Origin of the sequence: Candidatus Pantoea communis (assembly GCF_011752685.1) — a bacterium.
Classification (GTDB): Bacteria; Pseudomonadota; Gammaproteobacteria; order Enterobacterales; family Enterobacteriaceae; genus Pantoea; species Pantoea communis.
Genome location: NZ_VWXC01000037.1, coordinates 1 through 20,512, shown reverse-complemented (window position 1 = coordinate 20,512; position 20,512 = coordinate 1). Strand labels below are relative to the sequence as shown.

Here is a 20,512-nt window from a genome sequence, read left to right as displayed (position 1 = left end):
GCAGAGATGGTCAGACTGCCGGGACGACGGGAGCGCTCGTTCCCAAGGGTGGTGAAAGAGAGACCCTATAAATATCCGACAGCAAGAAGAAAAAATGCCAGTCAGGCTTAACTGACTGGCATTAGGCATAAATACCGGTTTTTTTGTTTGTAAATCTGGCTGATCTTTACCCAATTGACTAATACAATGAGCGAATCGAACGATTTAAGCGGAAGGTGCGAAATGTATTTACTCTCTGCCAACGAAGCTAAAACCCAATTTGGGGATATGCTTCTCAAAGCTCAGCGTGAACCGGTACAAATCAGTCGGAACGGAAAACCTGTCGCTGTTGTCATATCTGCTGAAGAGTTTCAGGCAATTGAACTCATGAAGCAGCAGTTTTTGCAGGAAAAAATTGCCCGAGCCAGGGAAGACGTTGCCAACGGACGACTGACCGACGGTGAAACATTTTTCAATCAATTACTGGATTAAATGGCCAAATTTCAGCTCACGGATGAAGCGCGGCAGGATCTTGTCGATATTCGTCAGTTCACCTTGCAGCACTGGGGCGAAGCGCAGTCTCATCATTACTTGAGACGTTTGCAGCGCACATTGCACACGCTGTCTGAACTACCGACGATGGGGATCAGCAGAGCGTCCGATCTCGCCGAAGGTGTACTCAGTTTTCCCTTTGTGAGTCATATGATTTATTACCAGGCAATCCAACAGGGAATTATTGTGCTCGCGGTGATGCATCAAAGCCGGGTGCCCTCCCTTCATTTGGCAGCCCGGCTATAGCCTGTTACTGCTTCTGCAAATCTACCTGCCAAATCGCAAAACCGATCTCGTCACTGCCCACGGCTTTCATCGGATAATCAGCGTACTTCTCAATAAACTGCGTGGCTTTCTCGCCCGGTGCCGTTTCAAAGCGAATATCCAGCGGCGTATCACTGTGAATCGGCGCTAAACGCCAGTTATGATCGGCCTGCGGTTTCACTTCGCCGTGTACTTTGGTTTCGCTGCTGATATAAGCCGCGACCACCGAACGGTTCTCATCTGGTGAAGCAAACGCCACGTATTTATCGCCGGTGCCGGCAAACTTCCCGCCGTAAGCACGATAGTTGTTAGTGGCGACGAGGAATACCGCATTAGGGTCGATGGGCTTACCCTGCCATGTCAGATCCTTAATGCGTGAAGCGTCTTTGTTAATCAACGTACATTCGCCGTCATAGCGTGCAGGCTGCGTCACATCGATTTGGTAATCGACGCCATCAATCACGTCGAAGTTATAGGTGCGGAAATCCCAGTTAATTAGCGCTTGCGGTTTACTGCTGTGCGGATCGATCTGATTAAACTGCGCGGCTGAGCATTCCAGCCACTCTCTCACCTGTGCACCTGTGACTTTCATCACCACCAGGGTATTCGGATAAAGATACAGATCGGCGGCATTGCGGAAGGTCAGTTCACCTTTCTCTACTTCGGTGTAGCTGGCGGGATCGTTTTTACGCCCACCGGCTTTAAACGGTGCGGCAGCGGAAAGCACTGGCAGGCGACCAAGATCGGGATCGCCCTGAATAAAGTGCTCAACATAGGCGCGCTGCGCATTATTGACGATCTGCACAGTGGGATCGTCCTGCACCAACGACAGATAGCTGTACATCACATCGGCGGATTTACCGATAGGCTTAGCAACAAACTCACGCGTGGCACGGTGATCCTGCTCCAGCACTTTCACCAGATTTGTGTCTTCCGCCGCCAGTGACTTTTTGGCGACGGGATCATAGATAGGCCGTGCTTCAGCTTTACCCTGGGTGACCTGCCATTTCCCGTCTTCGTTATTCAGCACCAAATCGACCACGCCGAGATGATCGCCCCACATGCCAGGCATCACTGCCGGAACACCGTTCAGCGTGCCTTGAGCAATGTCAGCGCCTTTAATGGCTGCGAACTCTTTGCTGGGGAACACCGCATGCGCGTGACCAAACATAATGGCGTTAATCCCTGGCACCTGGCTGAGGTAGTAGACGGAATTCTCTGCCATGGCGTGATAAGGCTCACTGCTTAAACCTGAGTGCGGGATAGCGATGATTATTTCAGCACCTTTTGCGCGCATTTCCGGCACATAGCGCTTCGCTGTTTCCGTGATGTCATCAACACGAACTTTGCCCTGTAGATTGTTGCGATCCCACACCATAATCTGCGGTGGAACGAAGCCGATGTAGCCAATTTTTAAGCGATGCGGGTTACCGCTGCGGTCGGTAACGGTGGTTTCTTTGATGAGATAGGGGTTAAACAGCGGTTTTCCGCTATTTTCATCGATAATGTTGGCATTCACATAGGGGAAACGCGCGCCGGCAATCGCTTTCTGCAGATAGGGTAAGCCGTAATTGAATTCGTGATTGCCTAAGTTGCCTACTGCGTAATCCAGCGTGTTCATCGCTTTATATACCGGATGCACATCGCCTTTTTTCAGCCCCTTAGCGGCCATGTAATCGCCCAGCGGGCTGCCCTGAATGATGTCGCCGTTATCGACCAGCACACTGTTTTTTGCTTCTGCGCGTGCCTGTTGAATCAGCGTGGCGGTGCGTACCAGACCAAATTTCTCAGTTGGTGTGTCTTTGTAGTAATCGAAATCCATCATATTACTGTGCAGATCGGTGGTTTCCAGAATGCGCAGATCCACTGTAGCGGCTTGCACCGCGGCCGCCGTCACACACAGCGCCAGTAACGACATGCTCGCTTTGAACATGATTTGCTCCTTGTCTGATCAAATGGGCCTCTCAAAATAATGTAAAACAATGACGAATTATCATTTCAATTTGTGATGTGTCTCAGACTTTCACGCATCAGCAGGCTTCGCTGTCCGCTACAAAGGGAATCAGCATCGCGCCATAGCCGTCATCTATGAACTATGGTATTGATAATCATATAGATTGCCGTTTCAGACAGTTCAGCCGCAAAGCATGGGAACACAACTGCTAAAATGTGTAGAGGTGAGCTGTTGATGTCTGACAGGCAGAATCAGCGGAAAAGAGGTGAATAATGTTAGATAAAATTAGCCAACTGGCGCGTGAAGCAGGCGATGCGATTATGCATGTCTATGCGGGTGAGCAGCCGATGGATGTGACGCGCAAGTCAGATGATTCGCCGGTAACAGCTGCCGATCTCGCGGCGCACAAAGTCATCGTGGAAGGGTTGGCCGCACTATCTCCAGACGTGCCGGTGTTATCAGAGGAAGATCCGCCGAGCTGGGCGGTGCGTCAGAACTGGAAAAAATATTGGCTGGTGGATCCGCTGGATGGCACCAAAGAGTTCATCAAGCGCAACGGTGAATTCACCGTCAATATTGCCCTGATTGAAAACGGCAAACCGGTGTTAGGTGTGGTCTATGCGCCCGCGTTGGGTGTGATGTATTCGGCCGCTGAAGGCAAAGCCTGGAAAGAAGAGGGCGGCCATAAAACGCAGATTCAGGTGCGCGAGGCGCGTCCACTGCTGGTGGTTGTCAGCCGTTCGCATGCAGATAAAGATGAAGAGCTGAAAGAGTATCTGACGCAGTTAGGCGAACATCAAACCACGGCAATTGGCTCTTCACTGAAATTCTGTCTGGTGGCGGAAGGCAAAGCGCAGCTCTATCCGCGTTTTGGGCCAACCAATATTTGGGATACCGGAGCAGGTCACGCGGTGGCGATTGCGGCTGGAGCCCACGTGCATGACTGGCAGGGTAAAACTCTCGACTACACACCACGCGAATCCTTCCTGAATCCGGGGTTCCGCGTCTCGCTGTTTTAGTTCCAGACGCGTACCTTGCGAAAGCAGCCTGTGTTTTCGCTATTTATTCCGGGATAAATATAGAACACAAGCCGGGCAACACAGGGTCGCCATTAATGGCGACCTCCGTTTTTACTGCAACAGCTCACGGATGAGTTTCATCGCCTGCTGCGCCTCATCCTGGGTAAGTGCACCCTCTTTGGCATATCGCACATGCCCGGTCTTATCCAGTACCACAATTGCCGAACCCCCTTTCTCCAACTGCCAGACCTTACGCACGTTGCCGTTACTGTCGACGATAAACTGCGACCACGGATATTGCTGCTTGTTGCTCTCAATACTGCTGCGCACAAACATCCCCGTGCCGGGAATCGCATCGTCGGTGTTCACAATGGTGGTAGTCTGGTAACGGTCATGCGGGAATTTCGCCGCTTTGATCGCCTCAATCAGCGCGGCATTCTGTTCTTTGGCCGAAGAACGCCCGGCAATATGTAAGATGACACGCACTTTTCCACTCAGCTGCGCGCTATTCCACGGTTGGTAGCTAAACTTATCTTGTTGATAAAGCAGTTCGCCTTTGTCGCTCACGCCCACTGGCGGAACACGATCGCCGATCTTAAAAGCATGGGCTGAGACAAGGCTGGGAACCAGCAGTGCCAGGGCTAACACAGAGTGTGCCAAACGCATGGTGATACTCCTTAGTGATCCGACCAGTTATTCATGTTTTTGCAATATTAGGTGTGGATGATGCGCCTGTCGCGATGAGTTAACAGCTTTGCAACCCACGCCACAATTCCTTAATGAGTGAAGGTTTATACTGGGTTTTGTGAACGGCATAACAGAGTGTTCTGTAATAATGTGTCAATTCAGTAAAAAATTCACCTTTTCGGAACATACGTAACGATTGGTGTTCTATAGTTATGCCTCATTTGCGCTTCATGGGTTCGTACCGGATTTGGCAACGACGAAGCGTAGTACATCTGTTCAGGAGTTAGACAGTATGAAAATCTTCCAGCGCTATAATCCGCTGCAAATTGCGAAATACGTAAAAACGCTTTTTAAAGGAAGGTTGTATATCAAGGATGTTGGCGCGTTTGAGTTCGATAAAGGCAAAGTGATGTTGCCCCGCGTCAAAGATAAACAGCACCTTAGCGTGATGTCCGAGATCAACCGCCAGGTCCTGCGTTTGCAAGCCGAGTACAACTAAGCAGTAAAAAGAAAGGGCGCCATGCAATCAGGCGCCCTCAGTAGCGGCGCGAGAAATCGCGCCTTGTTTTTTTCTGCCGCCCGGTACTATGGCGACTCCAGCTCATCAGTGGCGCTCTTCGTCACACTCAGCACCGGCGGACGATCGTCAATACGCGTCACCAGCAGCTGATCGATGCGATAACTGTCGATATCTACCACTTCAAACTTGTAACCTGAGAACTTGACGAAATCAGTGCGTTTCGGGATTTTGCGCAGCATGTACATCATGAAACCGCCAATGGTTTCATAGTTGCCGGACTGCGGGAAATCATCGATATCCAGCACGCGCATCACGTCATCAATCGGTGTGCCGCCTTCAACCAGCCATGAGTTCTCATCACGTGCCACAATCTGCTCTTCCTGACCCTGGCCGACCAAATCACCCATCAGCGTGGTCATCACGTCGTTGAGGGTAATGATCCCCACCACCAGCGCGTATTCGTTCATGATTACCGCGAAGTCTTCGCCAGCAGTTTTAAAGCTTTCCAGCGCTTCAGAGAGCGTTAATGTGTCCGGCACAATCAGCGCAGAGCGAATCTGCACGCCGCTGCTCAGGGTCAGGCTCTGATTGCCCAGCACGCGCAGCAGCAGCTCTTTGGAATCGACATAACCGACGATATGATCGATGTCGCCATCACATACCAGAAATTTAGAGTGCGGATGTTGGGCGATTTTGGTTTTGAGGCTGTTTTCATCTTCGTGCAGATCAAACCACACCACGTTCTCGCGTGACGTCATCGAAGACGGCACGGTACGCGATTCCAGCTCAAAGACGTTTTCGATCAGTTCGTGTTCCTGTTTACGCAGCACCCCAGCCAGAGCACCGGCTTCCACCACCGCGTAAATATCGTCGGAGGTGATGTCGTCTTTACGCACCATCGGCAGCTTGAAGATGCGGAAAAACACGTTGGCCAGCCCGTTAAACAGCCACACCAGCGGACGCATCACCAGCAAGCAGAAGCGCATCGGATTGATGATGCGCAGCGCCACCGCTTCCGGCGCGATCATCCCCACACGCTTCGGCGTTAAATCGGCAAACAAAATAAACAGGCTGGTGACCACGGTGAAGGAACAGATAAAGCTGAGCTGATCGGCCAGTTCAGGGGCCATAAAGCGGCTAAATAAACTGCTGAAGGCGGGGGAAAACGCGGCATCGCCGACAATACCACCGAGGATGGCCACGGCATTGAGGCCAATCTGCACCACGGTGAAGAACATGCCAGGCTGTTCCTGCATTTTCAGCACGCGCTGCGCATTGATGTTGCCTTCATCGGCCAGCAGTTTAAGTTTGATCTTACGGGCAGCCGCCAGCGAGATCTCAGAAAGAGAAAAGAATGAACTGATCACAATCAGTAAAAGAATGACAAGTAAGCTATCGAGCATAAAAGATCCGTTGGGTTAATCACTTGTCATTTTTGGCCTGGGCAGCGCAGGAGAACATCCAGTATTCGCCTGTCATACAGGGCTATCCGTGCCAAAAATGTCTGCGCCATTTCGACAAGGAACGTTAACGTCGGGGCAGAAAGGAAAGCAGGTCATGCCTGCTGGGTGCTGATTATAGCAGCAGCGCTTATGCCGCCGCCAGAGGCGCGCACAAGGAGGTCGGAATAATCCGAGTGCACTCCCCTCAGTCGCAGAAGTGCGGCTTCGGTGTTGTATCGCCACCCCCATTTACCGACAATAGGAAATGATTTGGCTTAGTGACCATTTTTCCTCAGCCACCCGCCGAAAAGAGCGGCTATGCTGATGGGTAAGCGAGTGGTGGTGATAGCCTCCGATGAGAAATAACGCCCCTGCGGAATAAGGGGCAGGCATTATTAACAGGAGTACGCGTGCCGCGATTGCATATTTATTGTTTGGCCAGCCTGTTGCTTGCTGCACCTGCCGTTGAGGCAGCGAAAGTGCGCTTGCAGCTGGAAGGGCTAACCGGGGATTTACAGAAGAACGTCAGGGCGCGCCTGTCCACCATTGGAACTGACGAAGTGTCGAGTGATGGGCGCTTCCAGGCGCGTGTCTCGCAGGCGATTAAAGAAGGCTTGCGGGCACTCGGTTATTACGAACCCGAAATCGATTTCGAATCACGTCCCGCGCCGCCGCAGGGCGGTCGACCGGTGCTGATCGCCCACGTTAAGCCGGGCGAACCGGTGAAAATCGGTGGCAGCCACATCGTGGTCGAAGGTGCGGCGAAAAACGATGATGACTATAAAGCCTGGGTGAAGCAGGGCACGCCGAAAGTCGGCACCCAACTCAATCACGGCGAATACGACAAATTTAAAAATGGCTTCTCCAGCCTGGCACTGCGTAATGGTTACTTCGACGGTGACTTTAAGCAAAGCCAGCTTGGCGTTTCGGTCGAAAGACGCGAAGCATTCTGGGATATCGATTACGACAGTGGCCCGCGCTACCGTTTTGGCGATGTCAGCTTCCAGGGCTCGCAAATCAACGAAGCCTATCTGCGGAATCTGGTGCCGTTCAAAAAGGGCGACCCTTACAGCTCGCGCGATCTGGCGGAATTAAACCGCCGCTTGTCAGCCACGGGCTGGTTTAACTCGGTGGTCGTTGCCCCGGAATTCGACAAAGGTCGTCAGACCAAAGTGCTGCCGCTGAATGCCGCCGTTTCGCCACGCGTTGAAAACACCATCGAAGCCGGTGTCGGCTATTCCACGGATGTCGGACCGCGTCTGAAAGGGACGTGGAAAAAGCCGTGGATTAATAGCAGCGGTCATAGCCTCACCGCCAGCTCCTATATTTCCGCTCCCGAGCAGCAGCTCGATCTCAGCTATAAAGTGCCGCTGCTGAAGAGCCCGCTGGAGCAATATTACACCTTCTCAGGTGGCCTGAAGCGTACCGATCTCAACGACACCAAAGCCGATACCACCACATTGGGCGTGTCGCGCAACTGGGACAGCAGCTCTGGCTGGCAGCGCGCGGTTAACCTGAAGTGGAGTCTCGATCACTTCACCCAAGGCAGTGTCACCAACACCACCATGCTGCTCTATCCGGGCGTGAGTTTGAGCCGCACGCGTTCACGCGGTGGCTTGATGCCGACCTGGGGCGATTCGCAGCGTTATTCCGTCGATGTCTCCGATACCACCTGGGGATCGGATGTCGACTTCCTGATCCTGCAGGCGCAAAACGTCTGGATCCGTATGCTGGGCGAGAAAAATCGCTTTGTGGTACGCGGTAACCTGGGCTGGATCGAGACCAACGACTTCGACAAAGTTCCGCCGGATCTGCGCTTCTTCGCCGGGGGCGACCGCAGTATTCGCGGCTATAAATACAAAGATGTCTCGCCGCGCGACAGTGACGGCAAGCTGACCGGTGCCTCCAAAATGGCCACCGGCTCGCTGGAGTATCAATACAACGTAACCGGTAAGTGGTGGGGCGCGGTGTTTGTCGATTCCGGTGAAGCGGTAAACGACATCAAACAGAGTGATTTTAAAACCGGTGCCGGTATTGGCGTGCGCTGGGCTTCTCCGGTCGGGCCAATCAAATTTGATATCGCACGGCCGATTGGCGATGACAAGGAACATGGTTTGCAATTCTATGTAGGACTGGGGCCTGAACTATGAAGCTGTGGAAAAAGGTCCTGATTGGATTCGGTATTTTTTTGGTGGTGCTGTTTGGCAGTGTGGCATTTCTGATTGGCACCACACCCGGATTGCATCTGGTGCTGAAAGGTGCCGATCGCTGGGTGCCCGGTTTATCGATCAACAAAGTCGAAGGTGGCTGGCGCGATCTGACGCTGAGTGGTGTGAAGTATGAGATGCCGGGCGTCAGCGTGGATGCTGGACGCTTCCATTTGGCGCTCAACCTGAACTGCCTGCTGCACTCGTCGGTGTGCGTGAATGACATCGGCTTGCAGGATGTCAGCGTGGTGGTCGACAGCAAGAAAATGGCCCCGGCCGCTGCACCACCGCCGCAGGAAGAGAGCGGTAGCACCAACCTGACCACGCCGTATCCGATAACGCTCAGCAAGGTCGGGCTGCACAACATCAACGTCAAAGTGGATGACACATCCATCTCGCTGCTGGACTTCACCACCGGCCTCAACTGGCAGGGTCGCGCGCTGACGTTAACCCCAACGCATATTCAAAGCCTGCTGATAGCGCTGCCGAAGGCGGCGAAAGTGGTTGATGAGCAAGTGGTGCAGCCGAAAGTGCAACAGCCGCAGCCGGATGAGAAACCCTTGGGTGAAACGCTGCAAGAGATGTTTGCCAAACCGCTGTTACCCGAACTGCCTGACTTCCAGCTGCCGCTGGATATTACCGTTCAGGAGCTGCTCGGCGAACAGCTGCGCCTGACCGGCGATAGCGATGTGTCGATTACCCGTCTGTTGCTGAAAGCCAAAACCGCTGACCGCCATCTTCAGTTAGAAACCTTTGACATCGATTCACCGCAAGGGCAGGTGAATGCCAGCGGTGACGCGCAGCTGGCGGATAACTGGCCAGTGAATTTCGCGCTCAGCGGATCGTTAAATCTCGATCCGATCAAGGGCGAGAAGATCAAAATGAATCTCAGCGGGGCGATGCGTGAAGAGCTTAAGCTGGGGCTGAATCTCTCTGGCCCGGTCCGCGCACAGCTGGATGCCGCTGCGCAACCGGCGGTGGCGGGTCTGCCACTGTCACTGAAACTCACCAGCCCGGAGTTGCGCTGGCCGCTTACCGGCCCGGTGCAGTATCAGGCGGATAACCTCGATTATCAGTTCAAAGGCAAAGCCACTGATTATGTGATGTCACTGCGCACCGCTGTGAAAGGCGAAGCCGTGCCGCCGGCGACCATTGCGCTTGATGGCAAAGGCAACGTGCAGCAGTTCAGTCTGGACAAGCTGCGCGTGGCGGCACTGCAGGGTAACGTTGATTTAACCGCGCTGGTGGACTGGAGCAAAGCCATCAGCTGGCGCAGCGAACTGACGCTATCCGGCATCAACACCGCCAAACAGTACCCGGACTGGCCTGCCAAACTCGACGGCAAAATCGCCACGCGTGGCAGCCTGTACGGCGGAAGCTGGCAGCTGAGCGTGCCGCAGCTGGAGCTGAAAGGGAACGTGAAGCAGAACGCCGTCAGCGCCAATGGCTCACTCACCGGCAACAGCTATAACCAGTGGAAAATCCCGGGCATTAATATCGCACTGGGCCGCAACCATCTGGACGTGAAAGGTGAACTGGGCGACACGCTCAACCTGGATGCCAATATCGATGCACCGCATCTGGATAACGCACTGCCGGGACTCGGCGGCGTGGCGAAAGGCACGGTAAAAGCACGCGGCACCTTGCAGGCACCGCAGCTGCTGGCCGATCTCACTGCAACCGGCTTGCGCTGGCAGCAACTGCAGATTCGTCGTGTGGCGCTGGAAGGAGATGTGAAATCCAGCGATCAGATCGCCGGTAAGCTGCAGCTGCGCGTTGAGCAACTGCAACAGGACGCGCTGAAGATCAATCTGTTGACGCTGAATGCGGACGGCAACGAGAAGCAGCATCAGCTCAAGCTGAACGTGCAGGGCGAGCCGGTCTCCGGCCAGTTGGCGCTCAACGGCAGCTTTGATCGCAAAACTGAACGCTGGCAGGGCAATCTCAACAACACCCACTTTGATACCCCGGTGGGCGAATGGCGTCTGACGCGTGCGATGGCGATTGATTACCTCAACACTAAGCAGACCGCCTCTATCGGGCCACACTGCTGGCAGAACCCGAACGCGCAGCTGTGCGTACCCGAGCCGATTGAAGCCGGGGCCAGCGGTCACGCCCATGTGGTGCTGAACCGCTTTGATCTGGCGATGATCAAACCGTTCCTCACCGATGCCACCAAACTGAACGGTGTGTTCAGTGGGGATGCGCGTGTGAACTGGACCGCCGACGGCGCGCTGCCAACCGGTACGGTCTCGCTGAAAGGTAACGGCGTGAAAGTCGAACAAGACGTGCAGGGCAACACGCTGCCGATCGCCTTTGACACGCTTAACCTGAATGCCGCGATGCGCAACGGTCGTGCCCAACTCGATTGGCTGATTCACATCGTCAACAACGGCCAGCTGAGCGGTAATGTGCAGATTGCCGATCCGCAAACCCGTCGCCAGCTGTCAGGTAATATTGGTATCAGCAATCTGTCGCTGGCGATGTTCAATCCGGCGTTGATGCAGGGTGAAAAGATTAAAGGCAACCTCAACAGCAACTTGCGTCTGGGCGGCACACTGCAACAGCCGCAGGTGTTTGGCCAGTTGGGGTTGAGCGATGTCAACGTGCAGGCCAGCTTTATGCCGGTCACACTCACCTCCGCCAATCTGAACATGGTGTTCAATGGCATGAGTTCGACGCTTAACGGCCTGTTACAGACGACGCAGGGCAACCTCAATCTGGGCGGCAATGCCGACTGGAGCCAGCTGGATAACTGGCGTGCGCGCATCACCGCGCAGGGCAACCGTATTCGTGTCACCGTGCCACCGATGGTGCGTATGGATGTCTCGCCAGACCTGGTGTTTGAAGCCACGCCAGCCGCCTTCAATCTGGATGGCAAAGTGGATATTCCGTGGGCGCGCATCACGGTGCAGGAAGTGCCGGAAAGCGCCACTGGCGTCTCCTCGGATGAGGTGATGCTGGATAAAGATCTCAAGCCGATTCAACCGAAGACCGCCGCCATTCCGATCAACAGCAACCTGGTGATCCATGTCGGTAACGATGTGCGGCTGTCAGCCTTTGGTCTAAAAGCCAAGCTGAATGGCGATCTTAAACTGGTGCAGGATAAAACCGGTCTGGGCTTAAACGGACAGATCAATATTCCTGATGGCCGCTTCCACGCTTACGGGCAGGATCTGATTGTGCGTAAAGGCGAGTTGCAGTTTGCCGGGCCGCCAGATCAGCCGTACGTTAACCTTGAAGCGATACGTAACCCGGAAGCCACCGAAGATGATGTCACCGCCGGTATTCGCGTCACCGGCCTGGCCGATGAGCCGAAAGTCGAGGTGTTCTCTGACCCCGCCATGTCGCAGCAGGAAGCGCTTTCTTACTTATTACGCGGTCAGGGACTCAGCAGTGATGGCGACAGTAATGCATTAACTTCAGCACTTGTGGGGTTAGGGGTTGCACAAAGTGGTCAGGTTATGGGTAAAATCGGCGAGACATTCGGCGTCAGTAACCTCGCGCTTGATACCACCGGTGTAGGCGACAGCCAGCAGGTGCAGGTGAGCGGTTATGTACTGCCGGGTCTACAAGTAAAATACGGTGTTGGCATATTTGATTCACTGGCGACGTTAACCTTGCGTTACCGCCTGATGCCCAAACTCTATTTGGAAGCCGTGTCCGGTCTCGATCAGGCACTGGATTTGCTCTATCAGTTTGAGTTTTAGCAATGCGAATAATTGTCTACGGCAGTTTACGGCGCAAACAGGGAAACAGTCACTGGATGACGAATGCGCAATGGCTCGGCGACCATCAGATTGAAGGGTTTGCGCTCTACAATCTGGGTCACTACCCGGGCGTCGTTGAAGATGAGGGAACCGTCTTCTGCGAAGTGTATCGCATCGACGCCAGCACGCTGGGCGAACTCGATGCCTTGCGCACCAAGAATGGCGAATACAAACGCCAACTCATCCAGACGCCTTACGGCAGTGCCTGGCTGTATGTCTATCAGCGTTCGATTGCGGGTCGCACCCGCATTGCGAGCGGTGACTGGCTAAAGCGCGACGACGCACCCGAGGCATAAATAAAAACACCGTCCATTGGACGGTGTTTTTTTATGCTTGCGAGGCAGAGAAGATTATTTCTTCTGTGCGCGCTCGTAAGAAGAGATGATTTCAGCTTTGGCCGCTTCAGCGTTGTCCCAGCCGTCAACTTTTACCCATTTGCCTTTTTCCAGATCTTTGTAGTGCTCGAAGAAGTGGGTGATCTGCGCTTTCAGCAGTTCTGGCAGGTCGTTCACATCTTTGATGTGATCATATTCTTTGCTCAGTTTGGTATGCGGAACCGCAACCAGTTTGGCATCTTCGCCAGACTCGTCGGTCATTTTCAGCACGCCAACTGGACGGCAGCGAATCACTGAGCCCGGCACCAGCGGATACGGGGTTGGTACCAGCACGTCAACCGGATCACCATCCAGAGACAGGGTGTGGTTGATGTAACCGTAGTTGCACGGATAGAACATGGCGGTAGACATGAAACGGTCTACAAACAGGGCGCCAGACTCTTTGTCCACTTCATATTTGATCGGATCGGCGTTAGCTGGGATCTCGATAACGACATAGATATCTTCTGGCAGTTCTTTACCTGCAGGCACCTGGTTCAAACTCATCTGGCTTTCCTTCATTGGTCGTATGTTGAGTGACGGCTATTATAGCCAACTGACTCTGAAAGTATGCCCCCTTTTTGGCGTTTCGGAATGCTCCAACGGCCTACTTCGCGGTGACAAACAGCGAGACGATCCCTGCAGCAATCAGTGGTCCGACCGGCACACCACGGAAAAACGCCACGCCAATCACGGTGCCGATCAACAATCCACCAATCACTGAAGGCTGCACGCTCATAAAACTGACGCCGCGCCCGCCCAGCCAGGCAACAAACACCCCGACAATGATGGCCACGATCGATTGCCAGTTAGCAAATGACTTCAGCAAGGATGAAGCAGGCAACGTCCCACTTGCCAGTGGCGCCATCACTGCGACAGTTAGAATAATAATACCGATCTGAATGCCCTGTTTCTCCACATACGGGAAGAACTGCGACAGCGGTGTCAGCTTGATGGCGAGCAGGATCAGAATGGAAATGGTAACGGCACTGTTATGAACGAAATAGCTCAGGACGGCGAGGCAGACCAGAATGATGGTAGAGGCATAAGCAGCCATGTTTTCTCCCTGAAGATGGATGGATGCGCAGGTCAGTGCCTGCGCTGACGTTTTTTTAACGCCACCATTTATCAACAATCATCGGGATTGGCGCAACTGCCTTTGTTCATTGATTGCAACATTAAAGCCTGATTCCGCACCAGATTAACGCCCTGAGCCCCGATGGAAAGGGCTGCCATGCTGCCCTGGCGACTCACAAAATAGCTGCGGCTGGCCTCGATCCAGCTATCGCGATAGGCCAGCCACGCGCGTTGGGCAGCACGTAATTTGTCTTTAGGTTCGCCAGTTAATTTTTTCATTATCTGGTTGTACTGCGTATTCATCTCTTTATCCCAGGCCTTATTGGCGCTGCCGTAGCACTGAGACATGCCCGCGGTGCTGGATTCCTTGTCCAGACACTGTTGCAGCTGCTGGTCGAGCGGATGCGTCTGCGCCATAGCCATACTACTGGCGAACAGACAGGCAATCGGGAGCCACTTTTTCATCATTTCATTCCTTCATTTTTGCGCAGCGGACTTCAGAAAAGCTGAAGGGTAAGCGAACGTCGGCAGATTGACCATCAACATTGGATAAAGTTTCTGCGACCAGCTGCCGATAATCTCTCCGTTTTAGGGCCAGTGGAGTTCTGCCTTTTCATACACACGGGAATGATCATGATCAGACAACTATCAATACGTACCGCTTTACTTGCGTTGTTGGCCATCATGACGGTGATGCTGTTAGCCGTCAGCGCCATGGGCATCTATGCCATTAATGCTGGAAATCAATCTCTGGATGCGCTGAACCGCATTCAGGGGATTGAACTCAATAAGCTCTACCAAAGCCGTTCAGATTTAATGCGCGCCCGCGCCAATGCGGCGCTGGCCGTTCGTAAGATCGAAATTGGTCTGTTGGATGACGGCGCCAAAGTCACGCAGCAGGCGCAAGCCGCAGTGGACAGTTCTCACCAGTTCCTCAAAGCATTTGTCGATGCAGGCACCGTAACAGCGCATGGTAAAACTCTGGCCGATGCGATTGTGGCGACCTACAACGTCTACGATAAAGAAGGCATCACGCCCATGATGGATGCCTTAAAAAAACAGTATACCGATGAGTACTATCAGGTGCTGGAAGGCAAACAATCACAGCTGGCAGCAAACTATTCGAAGGCGGTGAATGATTTTAGTATTTACGCCGATGAAGTCTCTGCGGCACGCCTCAAGCAGGCGGCTGACAACGAAGTCCGGATGAAAGTGATGATTGGCGTGGTGATGGTACTGACACTGCTGCTGATCGTACTGGCCTGGCAGTTGTTGCGTCGCTCGCTGCTGCGTCCTCTGGACAACGCAATCCTACATCTGGAACAGATTGCGGCGGGCGATCTCTCGCAGCCTTTACCTGCCGCAGGAAAAAATGAAATTGGTCGCCTGAATCAGGCCCTTTCCGATATGCAGCTGGCGCTGCGTGATTCGGTGAGTCAGGTGCGTGAAGCCAGCATGCAGATTGATGTGGGCAGCCGTGAACTGGCGGCGGGCACTGTGCATCTGTCGCAGCGTACCGAAGAGTCCGCTGCTTCGCTGGAGCAAACGGCCGCCAGCATGGAGCAGCTGACCGCCACCGTCCGTCTTAACGCCAGTAACGCTCAGCAGGCCAATCAACTGGCCAGCAATGTGTCGACCAGCGCCGATCGTGGCGCAGAGGTGGTGGGTTACGTGATGGAGAAGATGCAGGAGATCACCCAAAGCTCTAACCGCATCGGCGACATCCTCAGCGTGATTGATGGTATCGCCTTCCAGACCAATATCCTCGCGCTGAACGCCTCGGTGGAAGCCGCGCGTGCTGGCGAGCAGGGCCGTGGCTTCGCCGTAGTCGCCAACGAAGTGCGTACGCTGGCTGGCCGTAGTGCGACCGCCGCTAAAGAGATTCGTGAGTTGATCAGTGAATCGCAGACGCGCGTCAAAGAGGGCAGCGATATGGCGACGCGTGCCGGGGAAACCATGGATGAGATCTCCAGCGAAGTGATGCGAGTGACCTCACTGATGAAAGAGATCTCGATTGCTTCAGAAGAGCAGAGTCGTGGGATTGAGCAGGTGAATCAGGCGGTGACGCAGATGGATGAGGCTGCACAGCAAAACGCCGCACTGGTGGAAGAAGCCAGCGCCGCCACGCAGTCACTGGAAGCGCAGTCACAGCAGTTGCAGGAATCAATGGCGCAGTTCCGCGTGGCGACTAATACTATTTAATGATCTCAATGCCTGTGATTTAACAATGATCTCAATGCCTGTGATTTAACACCCGCCCGATGCTGGTGACTCCTCAGCGCCAGGGCGGGTTTGTTCATGCAGTCTAAACTGCTAAAAAATCATCAAGCCCTTTGGCTTCAATGTGCCTCAGAGCAAGTGCAACAATCCCTTTAGGTATTGTTGCACCACGCTCCCATTTCTGAAGGCAAGTCGTTGAAACTTCGATGCGTTCCGCAAACTGACTTTGACTCAATTTCTCGCGTGCACGCATTGCCTTGATGCGCTCCCCAGTGATTGAATCTTTCATCGCCTCTAACTTGGCTTCTGCAAAGATGGCGTCAGCCTCTTGCATCATATCTGCTGAGATCAGACCCGCCTTAAACTGACGTTTCATCATTGCGTGCATTTTTAGTACGCGCCTATTAATCCTCATTTTTTACTCTCCTGATTAATAGAGGGTAACTCTATGTAAATCCGATTTTTCTCTAGCTTTTCGACTTGTTCAGCGGTGTAAGCTTTAGCCGCTTTAGATATTTGCCTGAACACTTTCAAATCAGAGTCATCTATCTCACGCTTATTTTTAGGGATCTCTTTTTTTTCCCAACCGTCGATAAAATAGAGTTTATCTCCATGATGATACGCAACAATTGTTCTTGCGCTATCCTCGTCACCTAAACGCTTTTTGAAAATTCCACCGCCCAATGCGGCTTTAGTCGATCCATTTTTAATTTCTTCGATAAGCTCGGCTGCAACTGAACGTAAATCATCGTCACTGATTTTTGATTTCTTCCGCTTCTTGTTATAGCTCCACTCGACGAAAATTCTTAACTCAATTTCCATTTGATATCGTCCCAGCTGTAGTAAAAAATACTATAGCCAGGATTATTGTGAGATTCAATGCTACAGGCACAGCAAAACGCCGCACTGGTGGAAGAAGCCAGTGCCGCCACGCAGTCGCTCGAAGCGCAGTCACAGCAGTTGCAGGAATCGATGGCGCAGTTCCGTGTGGTCGCCGCGTAAAAACAGGTGCAACGTGCTTATGGCGCGTTGCTACTTATCTCTTCAGCAAAGCGCAGGATCATGTCTGCTAATTGGTCATCTTCTGCCAGAAAATAGGCGGCGGGGATCTCCAGCGCTTTCGCCAGCAGTTGCAGCGTCAGTAAATCGGGCTGATGCACACCGACTTCATAACGATTGATGCGCGCACTGGCGGAAAACTCTTCAATACCAGCGGCAATCCCTAACCCTTTTTGCGAAAAACCCTTCACCAGACGCACCTGTTTCAGGCGTCTACAGAAGGTATTTTGCAGGGAAGAGGTCGGTTTCATGCCTACGAGAATCGTAGATTTGCTGCTTGTCAGATACTACGAGTAACGTAGTATCGTTATAGCAACCTATAACGAGAACTAAGGAGAGTGACGTGGGTGAAAGCAAGCAGGACTGGCATCAGGCCGATATTATTGCCGCCTTACGCAAGAGAGGGACTTCATTAGCCGCCGTATCACGTGAAGCGGGGTTGTGTTCGACCACCTTGGGCAATGCCTTAATCCGGCCCTGGCCCAAGGGTGAATGGCTGATTGCCGAAGCGATTGGCATCGCACCCGATGAAATCTGGCCCAGCCGCTACTACTCCGCGCAGGGTGAATTGATTGATCGGCAAGCAAAACGAAGAAAATAACCCAATAAAAAGCCCGCTCATGATTGGCGGGCTTTTTCACATCACATCAGCTTATTCGTGGCTGTCCGGAAACTCACGCATAAAGCGCTCAACGTCATCCACCATTGCATCGTTACCGCAGAAGAACGGGCAACGCTGGTGCAGGGTTTCAGGCTGGATGTCGAGGATACGATTGGCACCATCGCTGGCTTTACCACCGGCTTGTTCCGCCAGGAATGCCATTGGGTTGCACTCATACAGCAGACGCAGCTTACCTTTCGGGTGGCTGGCGGTGCTTGGATAGAGGTAAATACCGCCTTTCAGCAGGTTACGGTGGAAGTCTGCCACCAGTGAACCGATGTAGCGCGAGGTGTATGGGCGCTTGGTGGCGATATCCTCTTCCTGACAGAACTTCAGGTATTTCTTCACGCCCTGCGGGAAGCGAATGTAGTTACCTTCGTTGATGGAGTAGGTGTAGCCTTTCTCCGGGAAGGTCATGCGCTCATGGCTCAGACAGAACACGCCCAGTGACGGATCGTATGTAAACGCATGCACGCCCACACCGGTGGTGTAAACCATCATGGTGGAAGAACCGTAAACCACGTAACCGGCCGCAACCTGCTTGTTGCCCGGCTGCATAAAGTCAGCTTCGGTGATCGGCGTACCCGGCTCACTGATGCGGTGGTAGATGGAGAAGATGGTGCCGACGGAAACGTTCACGTCGATGTTGGAAGAGCCGTCCAGCGGATCCATCAACACCACGTATTTACCGTCTTCTGAGCCTTCAAAGATGACGAACTCATCTTCTTCTTCGGAAGCGATACCGGCAACCACACCACGCGCTTTCAGGGCAGCTTTCAGTTTTTCATTCGCGAAGAGGTCCAGCTTCATCTGCTGTTCGCCCTGCACGTTTTCCACGCCGCTGGCACCGAGGATATCCACCAGACCCGCTTTGTTGATGTCGCGGTGGATAATCTTGGCTCCGAGCTTAATGGAGGAAATCAGCGCCGTCAGTTCACCTGTGGCGTGTGGAAAGTCGTGTTGCTTCTCGACGATGAATTCGCCTAACGTTTTCATAACACATTCCCTGAATCTACGATGGAGTGGCAGCAGCTTTAACACGCTACCAACGTATGAGCGCAGTTTAGCCGATTGAACTTTAAAAACCATAGTCCTAATCCGTTTCTTCCCACTCTGCTCGGGGTTACACTGTGCGCCGAACTTTTGAGTAATGGATCTCTTTATGCGTATTCACATCCTTGGGATTTGTGGCACTTTCATGGGCGGACTGGCAATGCTGGCCCGTTCGCTAGGGCATGAAGTGACCGGCTCTGACGCCAATGTCTACCCGCCGATGAGCACCTTGCTGGAACAGCAAGGCATTGAATTGACAGAAGGTTACGATGCCAGTCAGCTCGATCCGCAGCCGGATCTGGTGATCATTGGCAACGCCATGACGCGCGGCAATCCGTGTGTGGAAGCGGTACTGGAACGTAACATTCCTTACCTCTCTGGCCCGCAGTGGCTGCATGATTTCGTGCTGCGTGACCGCTGGGTACTGGCCGTGGCCGGAACCCATGGCAAAACCACTACCGCAGGCATGGCAGCGTGGATTCTGGAGGCCTGTGGCCTTGAACCGGGCTTTATCATTGGTGGAGTGCCAGGAAACTTCGAGGTTTCGGCAAAATTAGGAAAAAGTCCATTCTTCGTGATTGAGGCGGATGAATACGACAGCGCGTTCTTCGACAAGCGTTCCAAATTTGTCCATTACTGCCCGCGCACGCTGATCCTCAACAATCTCGAATTCGATCACGCCGATATCTTTGATGACCTGCGCGCGATCCAGAAGCAGTTCCACCATCTGATCCGCATCGTGCCGGGCCAGGGCAAAATCCTGCTGCCGGAGCACGATAACAATCTTAAGCAAGTGATGGCGATGGGCTGCTGGAGCGAGCAGGAAACCGTCGGCGACAACGGCCACTGGCAGGCGAAAAAACTGACGCCAGACTCTTCGCACTGGGAGATCTGGCTGGACGGCGAGAAAGTCGGTGAAGTGAACTGGGCGCTGGTCGGCGAGCACAACATGCACAATGGCCTGATGGCGATTGCGGCCGCGCGTCACGTCGGGGTGAAACCGGTGGATGCCGGTGAAGCATTGAGCAGCTTTATCAATGCGCGCCGTCGTCTTGAGCTGCGTGGTGAAGTGAATGCCATCAAGGTGTATGACGATTTTGCCCATCACCCCACCGCGATTCTGGCCACGCTGGCGGCGCTGCGCAGCAAAGTCGGTGGTACCGCGCGAATTCTGGCGGTACTGGAGCCGCGATCCAACACCATGAAGATGGGCGTGAGCAAAAACGAGCTGGCCCCGTCTCTGGGTCGCGCCGATAGCGTGTTCCTGTTCCAGCCGCACCACATTCCATGGCAGGTGTCTGATGTCGCGGAAGCCTGCATCCAGCCGGCGAAGTGGAGCGCGGATATCGATACGCTGGTGGAAATGGTGGCAAAAGAAGCCCAGCCAGGTGATTCCATTCTGGTGATGAGTAACGGCGGGTTTGGTGGCATTCACCAGAAACTGCTGGAGAGATTGGGACGTTGATGGCGTGGCGACCCTTTAATCGGGGTTGCCACTGGGTTTGATGACGCTCTGTTAACCGCCCAAACTAAAAAGGGTCGCCCACTGGCGTAATGCCGATCAGTTAAGACAAAAATGATCGGTTGAACGATCCGGCAGTTCTGCAAGAATCCGTAATCTCTCAGGGATTACGGATTTTTTTATGCTTCTCAGTCAGGCTCTCGATATCGTTC

The 20,512-nt window shown here is 53.4% G+C and carries 22 protein-coding genes; 12 read left to right on the top strand and 10 right to left on the bottom strand.

From position 1 onward, the window contains the following. The 3 genes from F3J37_RS28265 to F3J37_RS26960 form a co-directional block, all read left to right on the top strand. A partial coding sequence (locus F3J37_RS28265; RefSeq protein WP_237449463.1) for a hypothetical protein occupies positions 1 to 111 on the top strand: 111 nt, incomplete at its 5' end. A 111-nt stretch (positions 112 to 222) separates the two neighbouring features. Beyond that, the gene (locus F3J37_RS26965; protein ID WP_038644444.1) at positions 223 to 471 is read left to right on the top strand and encodes a type II toxin-antitoxin system Phd/YefM family antitoxin; all 249 of its coding nucleotides are present in this window, start codon (positions 223 to 225) and stop codon (positions 469 to 471) included. Further along, positions 472 to 777: a type II toxin-antitoxin system RelE/ParE family toxin gene (locus tag F3J37_RS26960; RefSeq protein ID WP_166936697.1), complete on the top strand. Its 306-nt coding sequence runs from the start codon at positions 472 to 474 to the stop codon at positions 775 to 777. Positions 778 to 781: 4 nt separating this feature from the next. Here the strand turns inward: F3J37_RS26960 and F3J37_RS26955 are convergent, their stop codons facing one another. Further along, positions 782 to 2,728, bottom strand: a complete 1,947-nt coding sequence (locus tag F3J37_RS26955; RefSeq protein ID WP_166936695.1) for a bifunctional 2',3'-cyclic-nucleotide 2'-phosphodiesterase/3'-nucleotidase — start codon at positions 2,726 to 2,728, stop codon at positions 782 to 784. 293 nt (positions 2,729 to 3,021) lie between these two features. Between F3J37_RS26955 and cysQ the strand changes: the two genes are divergently transcribed. Beyond that, positions 3,022 to 3,768, top strand: a complete 747-nt coding sequence (gene cysQ, locus F3J37_RS26950) for a 3'(2'),5'-bisphosphate nucleotidase CysQ (protein WP_034829301.1) — start codon at positions 3,022 to 3,024, stop codon at positions 3,766 to 3,768. Positions 3,769 to 3,879: 111 nt separating this feature from the next. Here the strand turns inward: cysQ and F3J37_RS26945 are convergent, their stop codons facing one another. Further along, positions 3,880 to 4,434: a YtfJ family protein gene (locus F3J37_RS26945; protein ID WP_166936693.1), complete on the bottom strand. Its 555-nt coding sequence runs from the start codon at positions 4,432 to 4,434 to the stop codon at positions 3,880 to 3,882. Between the two features lie 313 nt (positions 4,435 to 4,747). Between F3J37_RS26945 and F3J37_RS26940 the strand changes: the two genes are divergently transcribed. Then, entirely contained in the window at positions 4,748 to 4,954 is a 207-nt protein-coding gene (locus F3J37_RS26940) for a DUF1107 domain-containing protein (protein ID WP_031280153.1), read from the top strand. Between the two features lie 86 nt (positions 4,955 to 5,040). On the opposite strand, the gene paeA is transcribed toward F3J37_RS26940, so the two are convergent. Beyond that, complete coding sequence (gene paeA / locus F3J37_RS26935) at positions 5,041 to 6,378, bottom strand: polyamine export protein PaeA (protein WP_034829259.1); 1,338 nt, start codon at positions 6,376 to 6,378, stop codon at positions 5,041 to 5,043. Positions 6,379 to 6,827: 449 nt separating this feature from the next. Here paeA and tamA point away from each other — a divergent pair, with 449 nt between their 5' ends. Genes tamA through F3J37_RS26920 form a run of 3 tightly spaced genes read left to right on the top strand, consistent with a single transcriptional unit; the run spans position 6,828 to position 12,690 of the window. Then, positions 6,828 to 8,567, top strand: coding sequence for an autotransporter assembly complex protein TamA (tamA, locus tag F3J37_RS26930; protein ID WP_058959546.1), 1,740 nt, complete (start codon positions 6,828 to 6,830; stop codon positions 8,565 to 8,567). Then, entirely contained in the window at positions 8,564 to 12,334 is a 3,771-nt protein-coding gene (gene tamB, locus F3J37_RS26925; RefSeq protein WP_097119502.1) for an autotransporter assembly complex protein TamB, read from the top strand. Before tamA ends, tamB begins: the two co-directional genes overlap by 4 nt. 2 nt (positions 12,335 to 12,336) lie before the next feature. Continuing rightward, a complete protein-coding gene (locus tag F3J37_RS26920; protein ID WP_034829253.1) occupies positions 12,337 to 12,690 on the top strand; it encodes a gamma-glutamylcyclotransferase family protein in 354 nt (117 codons plus the stop codon). Positions 12,691 to 12,744: 54 nt separating this feature from the next. Here the strand turns inward: F3J37_RS26920 and ppa are convergent, their stop codons facing one another. From ppa to F3J37_RS26905, 3 genes are all read right to left on the bottom strand, one after another. Further along, on the bottom strand, positions 12,745 to 13,275 hold the full coding sequence (ppa, locus tag F3J37_RS26915) for an inorganic diphosphatase (protein ID WP_034829250.1): 531 nt from the start codon (positions 13,273 to 13,275) through the stop codon (positions 12,745 to 12,747). Between the two features lie 100 nt (positions 13,276 to 13,375). After that, positions 13,376 to 13,825 (bottom strand): DUF441 domain-containing protein, encoded by a 450-nt coding sequence (locus F3J37_RS26910; RefSeq protein ID WP_038644476.1) that lies wholly within the window; start codon positions 13,823 to 13,825, stop codon positions 13,376 to 13,378. 71 nt (positions 13,826 to 13,896) lie between these two features. Then, complete coding sequence (locus tag F3J37_RS26905) at positions 13,897 to 14,310, bottom strand: lysozyme inhibitor LprI family protein (RefSeq protein WP_160868589.1); 414 nt, start codon at positions 14,308 to 14,310, stop codon at positions 13,897 to 13,899. Positions 14,311 to 14,478: 168 nt separating this feature from the next. Between F3J37_RS26905 and F3J37_RS26900 the strand changes: the two genes are divergently transcribed. After that, a complete protein-coding gene (locus tag F3J37_RS26900) occupies positions 14,479 to 16,047 on the top strand; it encodes a methyl-accepting chemotaxis protein (protein WP_205299061.1) in 1,569 nt (522 codons plus the stop codon). 103 nt (positions 16,048 to 16,150) lie between these two features. Here the strand turns inward: F3J37_RS26900 and F3J37_RS26895 are convergent, their stop codons facing one another. Next, positions 16,151 to 16,480 carry a helix-turn-helix domain-containing protein gene (locus F3J37_RS26895; protein ID WP_166936691.1) on the bottom strand — a complete coding sequence of 110 codons (330 nt, stop codon included), beginning with the start codon at positions 16,478 to 16,480 and terminating at the stop codon, positions 16,151 to 16,153. Next, positions 16,477 to 16,887, bottom strand: a complete 411-nt coding sequence (locus F3J37_RS26890; RefSeq protein WP_166936689.1) for a type II toxin-antitoxin system RelE/ParE family toxin — start codon at positions 16,885 to 16,887, stop codon at positions 16,477 to 16,479. The genes F3J37_RS26895 and F3J37_RS26890 overlap by 4 nt, the downstream gene beginning before the upstream one ends. A gap of 57 nt (positions 16,888 to 16,944) precedes the next feature. On the opposite strand from F3J37_RS26890, the gene F3J37_RS28420 reads away from it, so the two are divergent. Then, positions 16,945 to 17,067, top strand: coding sequence for a hypothetical protein (locus F3J37_RS28420; protein ID WP_255464814.1), 123 nt, complete (start codon positions 16,945 to 16,947; stop codon positions 17,065 to 17,067). A gap of 17 nt (positions 17,068 to 17,084) precedes the next feature. Here F3J37_RS28420 and F3J37_RS26885 read toward each other — a convergent pair whose 3' ends face one another. Continuing rightward, complete coding sequence (locus F3J37_RS26885; RefSeq protein ID WP_058959543.1) at positions 17,085 to 17,375, bottom strand: helix-turn-helix domain-containing protein; 291 nt, start codon at positions 17,373 to 17,375, stop codon at positions 17,085 to 17,087. A 92-nt stretch (positions 17,376 to 17,467) separates the two neighbouring features. Between F3J37_RS26885 and F3J37_RS26880 the strand changes: the two genes are divergently transcribed. Next, positions 17,468 to 17,725 (top strand): helix-turn-helix domain-containing protein, encoded by a 258-nt coding sequence (locus F3J37_RS26880; RefSeq protein ID WP_097119506.1) that lies wholly within the window; start codon positions 17,468 to 17,470, stop codon positions 17,723 to 17,725. Positions 17,726 to 17,776: 51 nt separating this feature from the next. On the opposite strand, the gene fbp is transcribed toward F3J37_RS26880, so the two are convergent. Beyond that, positions 17,777 to 18,781: a class 1 fructose-bisphosphatase gene (gene fbp / locus F3J37_RS26875; protein WP_034829242.1), complete on the bottom strand. Its 1,005-nt coding sequence runs from the start codon at positions 18,779 to 18,781 to the stop codon at positions 17,777 to 17,779. A 166-nt stretch (positions 18,782 to 18,947) separates the two neighbouring features. On the opposite strand from fbp, the gene mpl reads away from it, so the two are divergent. Beyond that, positions 18,948 to 20,303: a UDP-N-acetylmuramate:L-alanyl-gamma-D-glutamyl-meso-diaminopimelate ligase gene (gene mpl, locus F3J37_RS26870; protein WP_166936687.1), complete on the top strand. Its 1,356-nt coding sequence runs from the start codon at positions 18,948 to 18,950 to the stop codon at positions 20,301 to 20,303. The last annotated feature ends 209 nt before the right edge of the window (positions 20,304 to 20,512 follow it).

Bases quoted from the DNA above. Each gene is read 5' to 3' on its own strand.
- F3J37_RS26965 (WP_038644444.1), top strand. From the start codon at position 223: ATGTATTTACTCTCTGCCAACGAAGCTAAAACCCAATTTGGGGATATG.
- ppa (WP_034829250.1), bottom strand. From the start codon at position 13,275: ATGAGTTTGAACCAGGTGCCTGCAGGTAAAGAACTGCCAGAAGATATC.
- fbp (WP_034829242.1), bottom strand. From the start codon at position 18,781: ATGAAAACGTTAGGCGAATTCATCGTCGAGAAGCAACACGACTTTCCA.
- F3J37_RS26890 (WP_166936689.1), bottom strand. From the start codon at position 16,887: ATGGAAATTGAGTTAAGAATTTTCGTCGAGTGGAGCTATAACAAGAAG.
- F3J37_RS26960 (WP_166936697.1), top strand. From the start codon at position 472: ATGGCCAAATTTCAGCTCACGGATGAAGCGCGGCAGGATCTTGTCGAT.
- F3J37_RS28420 (WP_255464814.1), top strand. From the start codon at position 16,945: ATGCTACAGGCACAGCAAAACGCCGCACTGGTGGAAGAAGCCAGTGCC.
- F3J37_RS26910 (WP_038644476.1), bottom strand. From the start codon at position 13,825: ATGGCTGCTTATGCCTCTACCATCATTCTGGTCTGCCTCGCCGTCCTG.
- cysQ (WP_034829301.1), top strand. From the start codon at position 3,022: ATGTTAGATAAAATTAGCCAACTGGCGCGTGAAGCAGGCGATGCGATT.
- F3J37_RS26955 (WP_166936695.1), bottom strand. From the start codon at position 2,728: ATGTTCAAAGCGAGCATGTCGTTACTGGCGCTGTGTGTGACGGCGGCC.
- F3J37_RS26895 (WP_166936691.1), bottom strand. From the start codon at position 16,480: ATGAGGATTAATAGGCGCGTACTAAAAATGCACGCAATGATGAAACGT.
- F3J37_RS26945 (WP_166936693.1), bottom strand. From the start codon at position 4,434: ATGCGTTTGGCACACTCTGTGTTAGCCCTGGCACTGCTGGTTCCCAGC.
- F3J37_RS26940 (WP_031280153.1), top strand. From the start codon at position 4,748: ATGAAAATCTTCCAGCGCTATAATCCGCTGCAAATTGCGAAATACGTA.
- F3J37_RS26900 (WP_205299061.1), top strand. From the start codon at position 14,479: ATGATCAGACAACTATCAATACGTACCGCTTTACTTGCGTTGTTGGCC.
- paeA (WP_034829259.1), bottom strand. From the start codon at position 6,378: ATGCTCGATAGCTTACTTGTCATTCTTTTACTGATTGTGATCAGTTCA.
- tamB (WP_097119502.1), top strand. From the start codon at position 8,564: ATGAAGCTGTGGAAAAAGGTCCTGATTGGATTCGGTATTTTTTTGGTG.
- F3J37_RS26920 (WP_034829253.1), top strand. From the start codon at position 12,337: ATGCGAATAATTGTCTACGGCAGTTTACGGCGCAAACAGGGAAACAGT.
- F3J37_RS26885 (WP_058959543.1), bottom strand. From the start codon at position 17,375: ATGAAACCGACCTCTTCCCTGCAAAATACCTTCTGTAGACGCCTGAAA.
- F3J37_RS26905 (WP_160868589.1), bottom strand. From the start codon at position 14,310: ATGAAAAAGTGGCTCCCGATTGCCTGTCTGTTCGCCAGTAGTATGGCT.
- mpl (WP_166936687.1), top strand. From the start codon at position 18,948: ATGCGTATTCACATCCTTGGGATTTGTGGCACTTTCATGGGCGGACTG.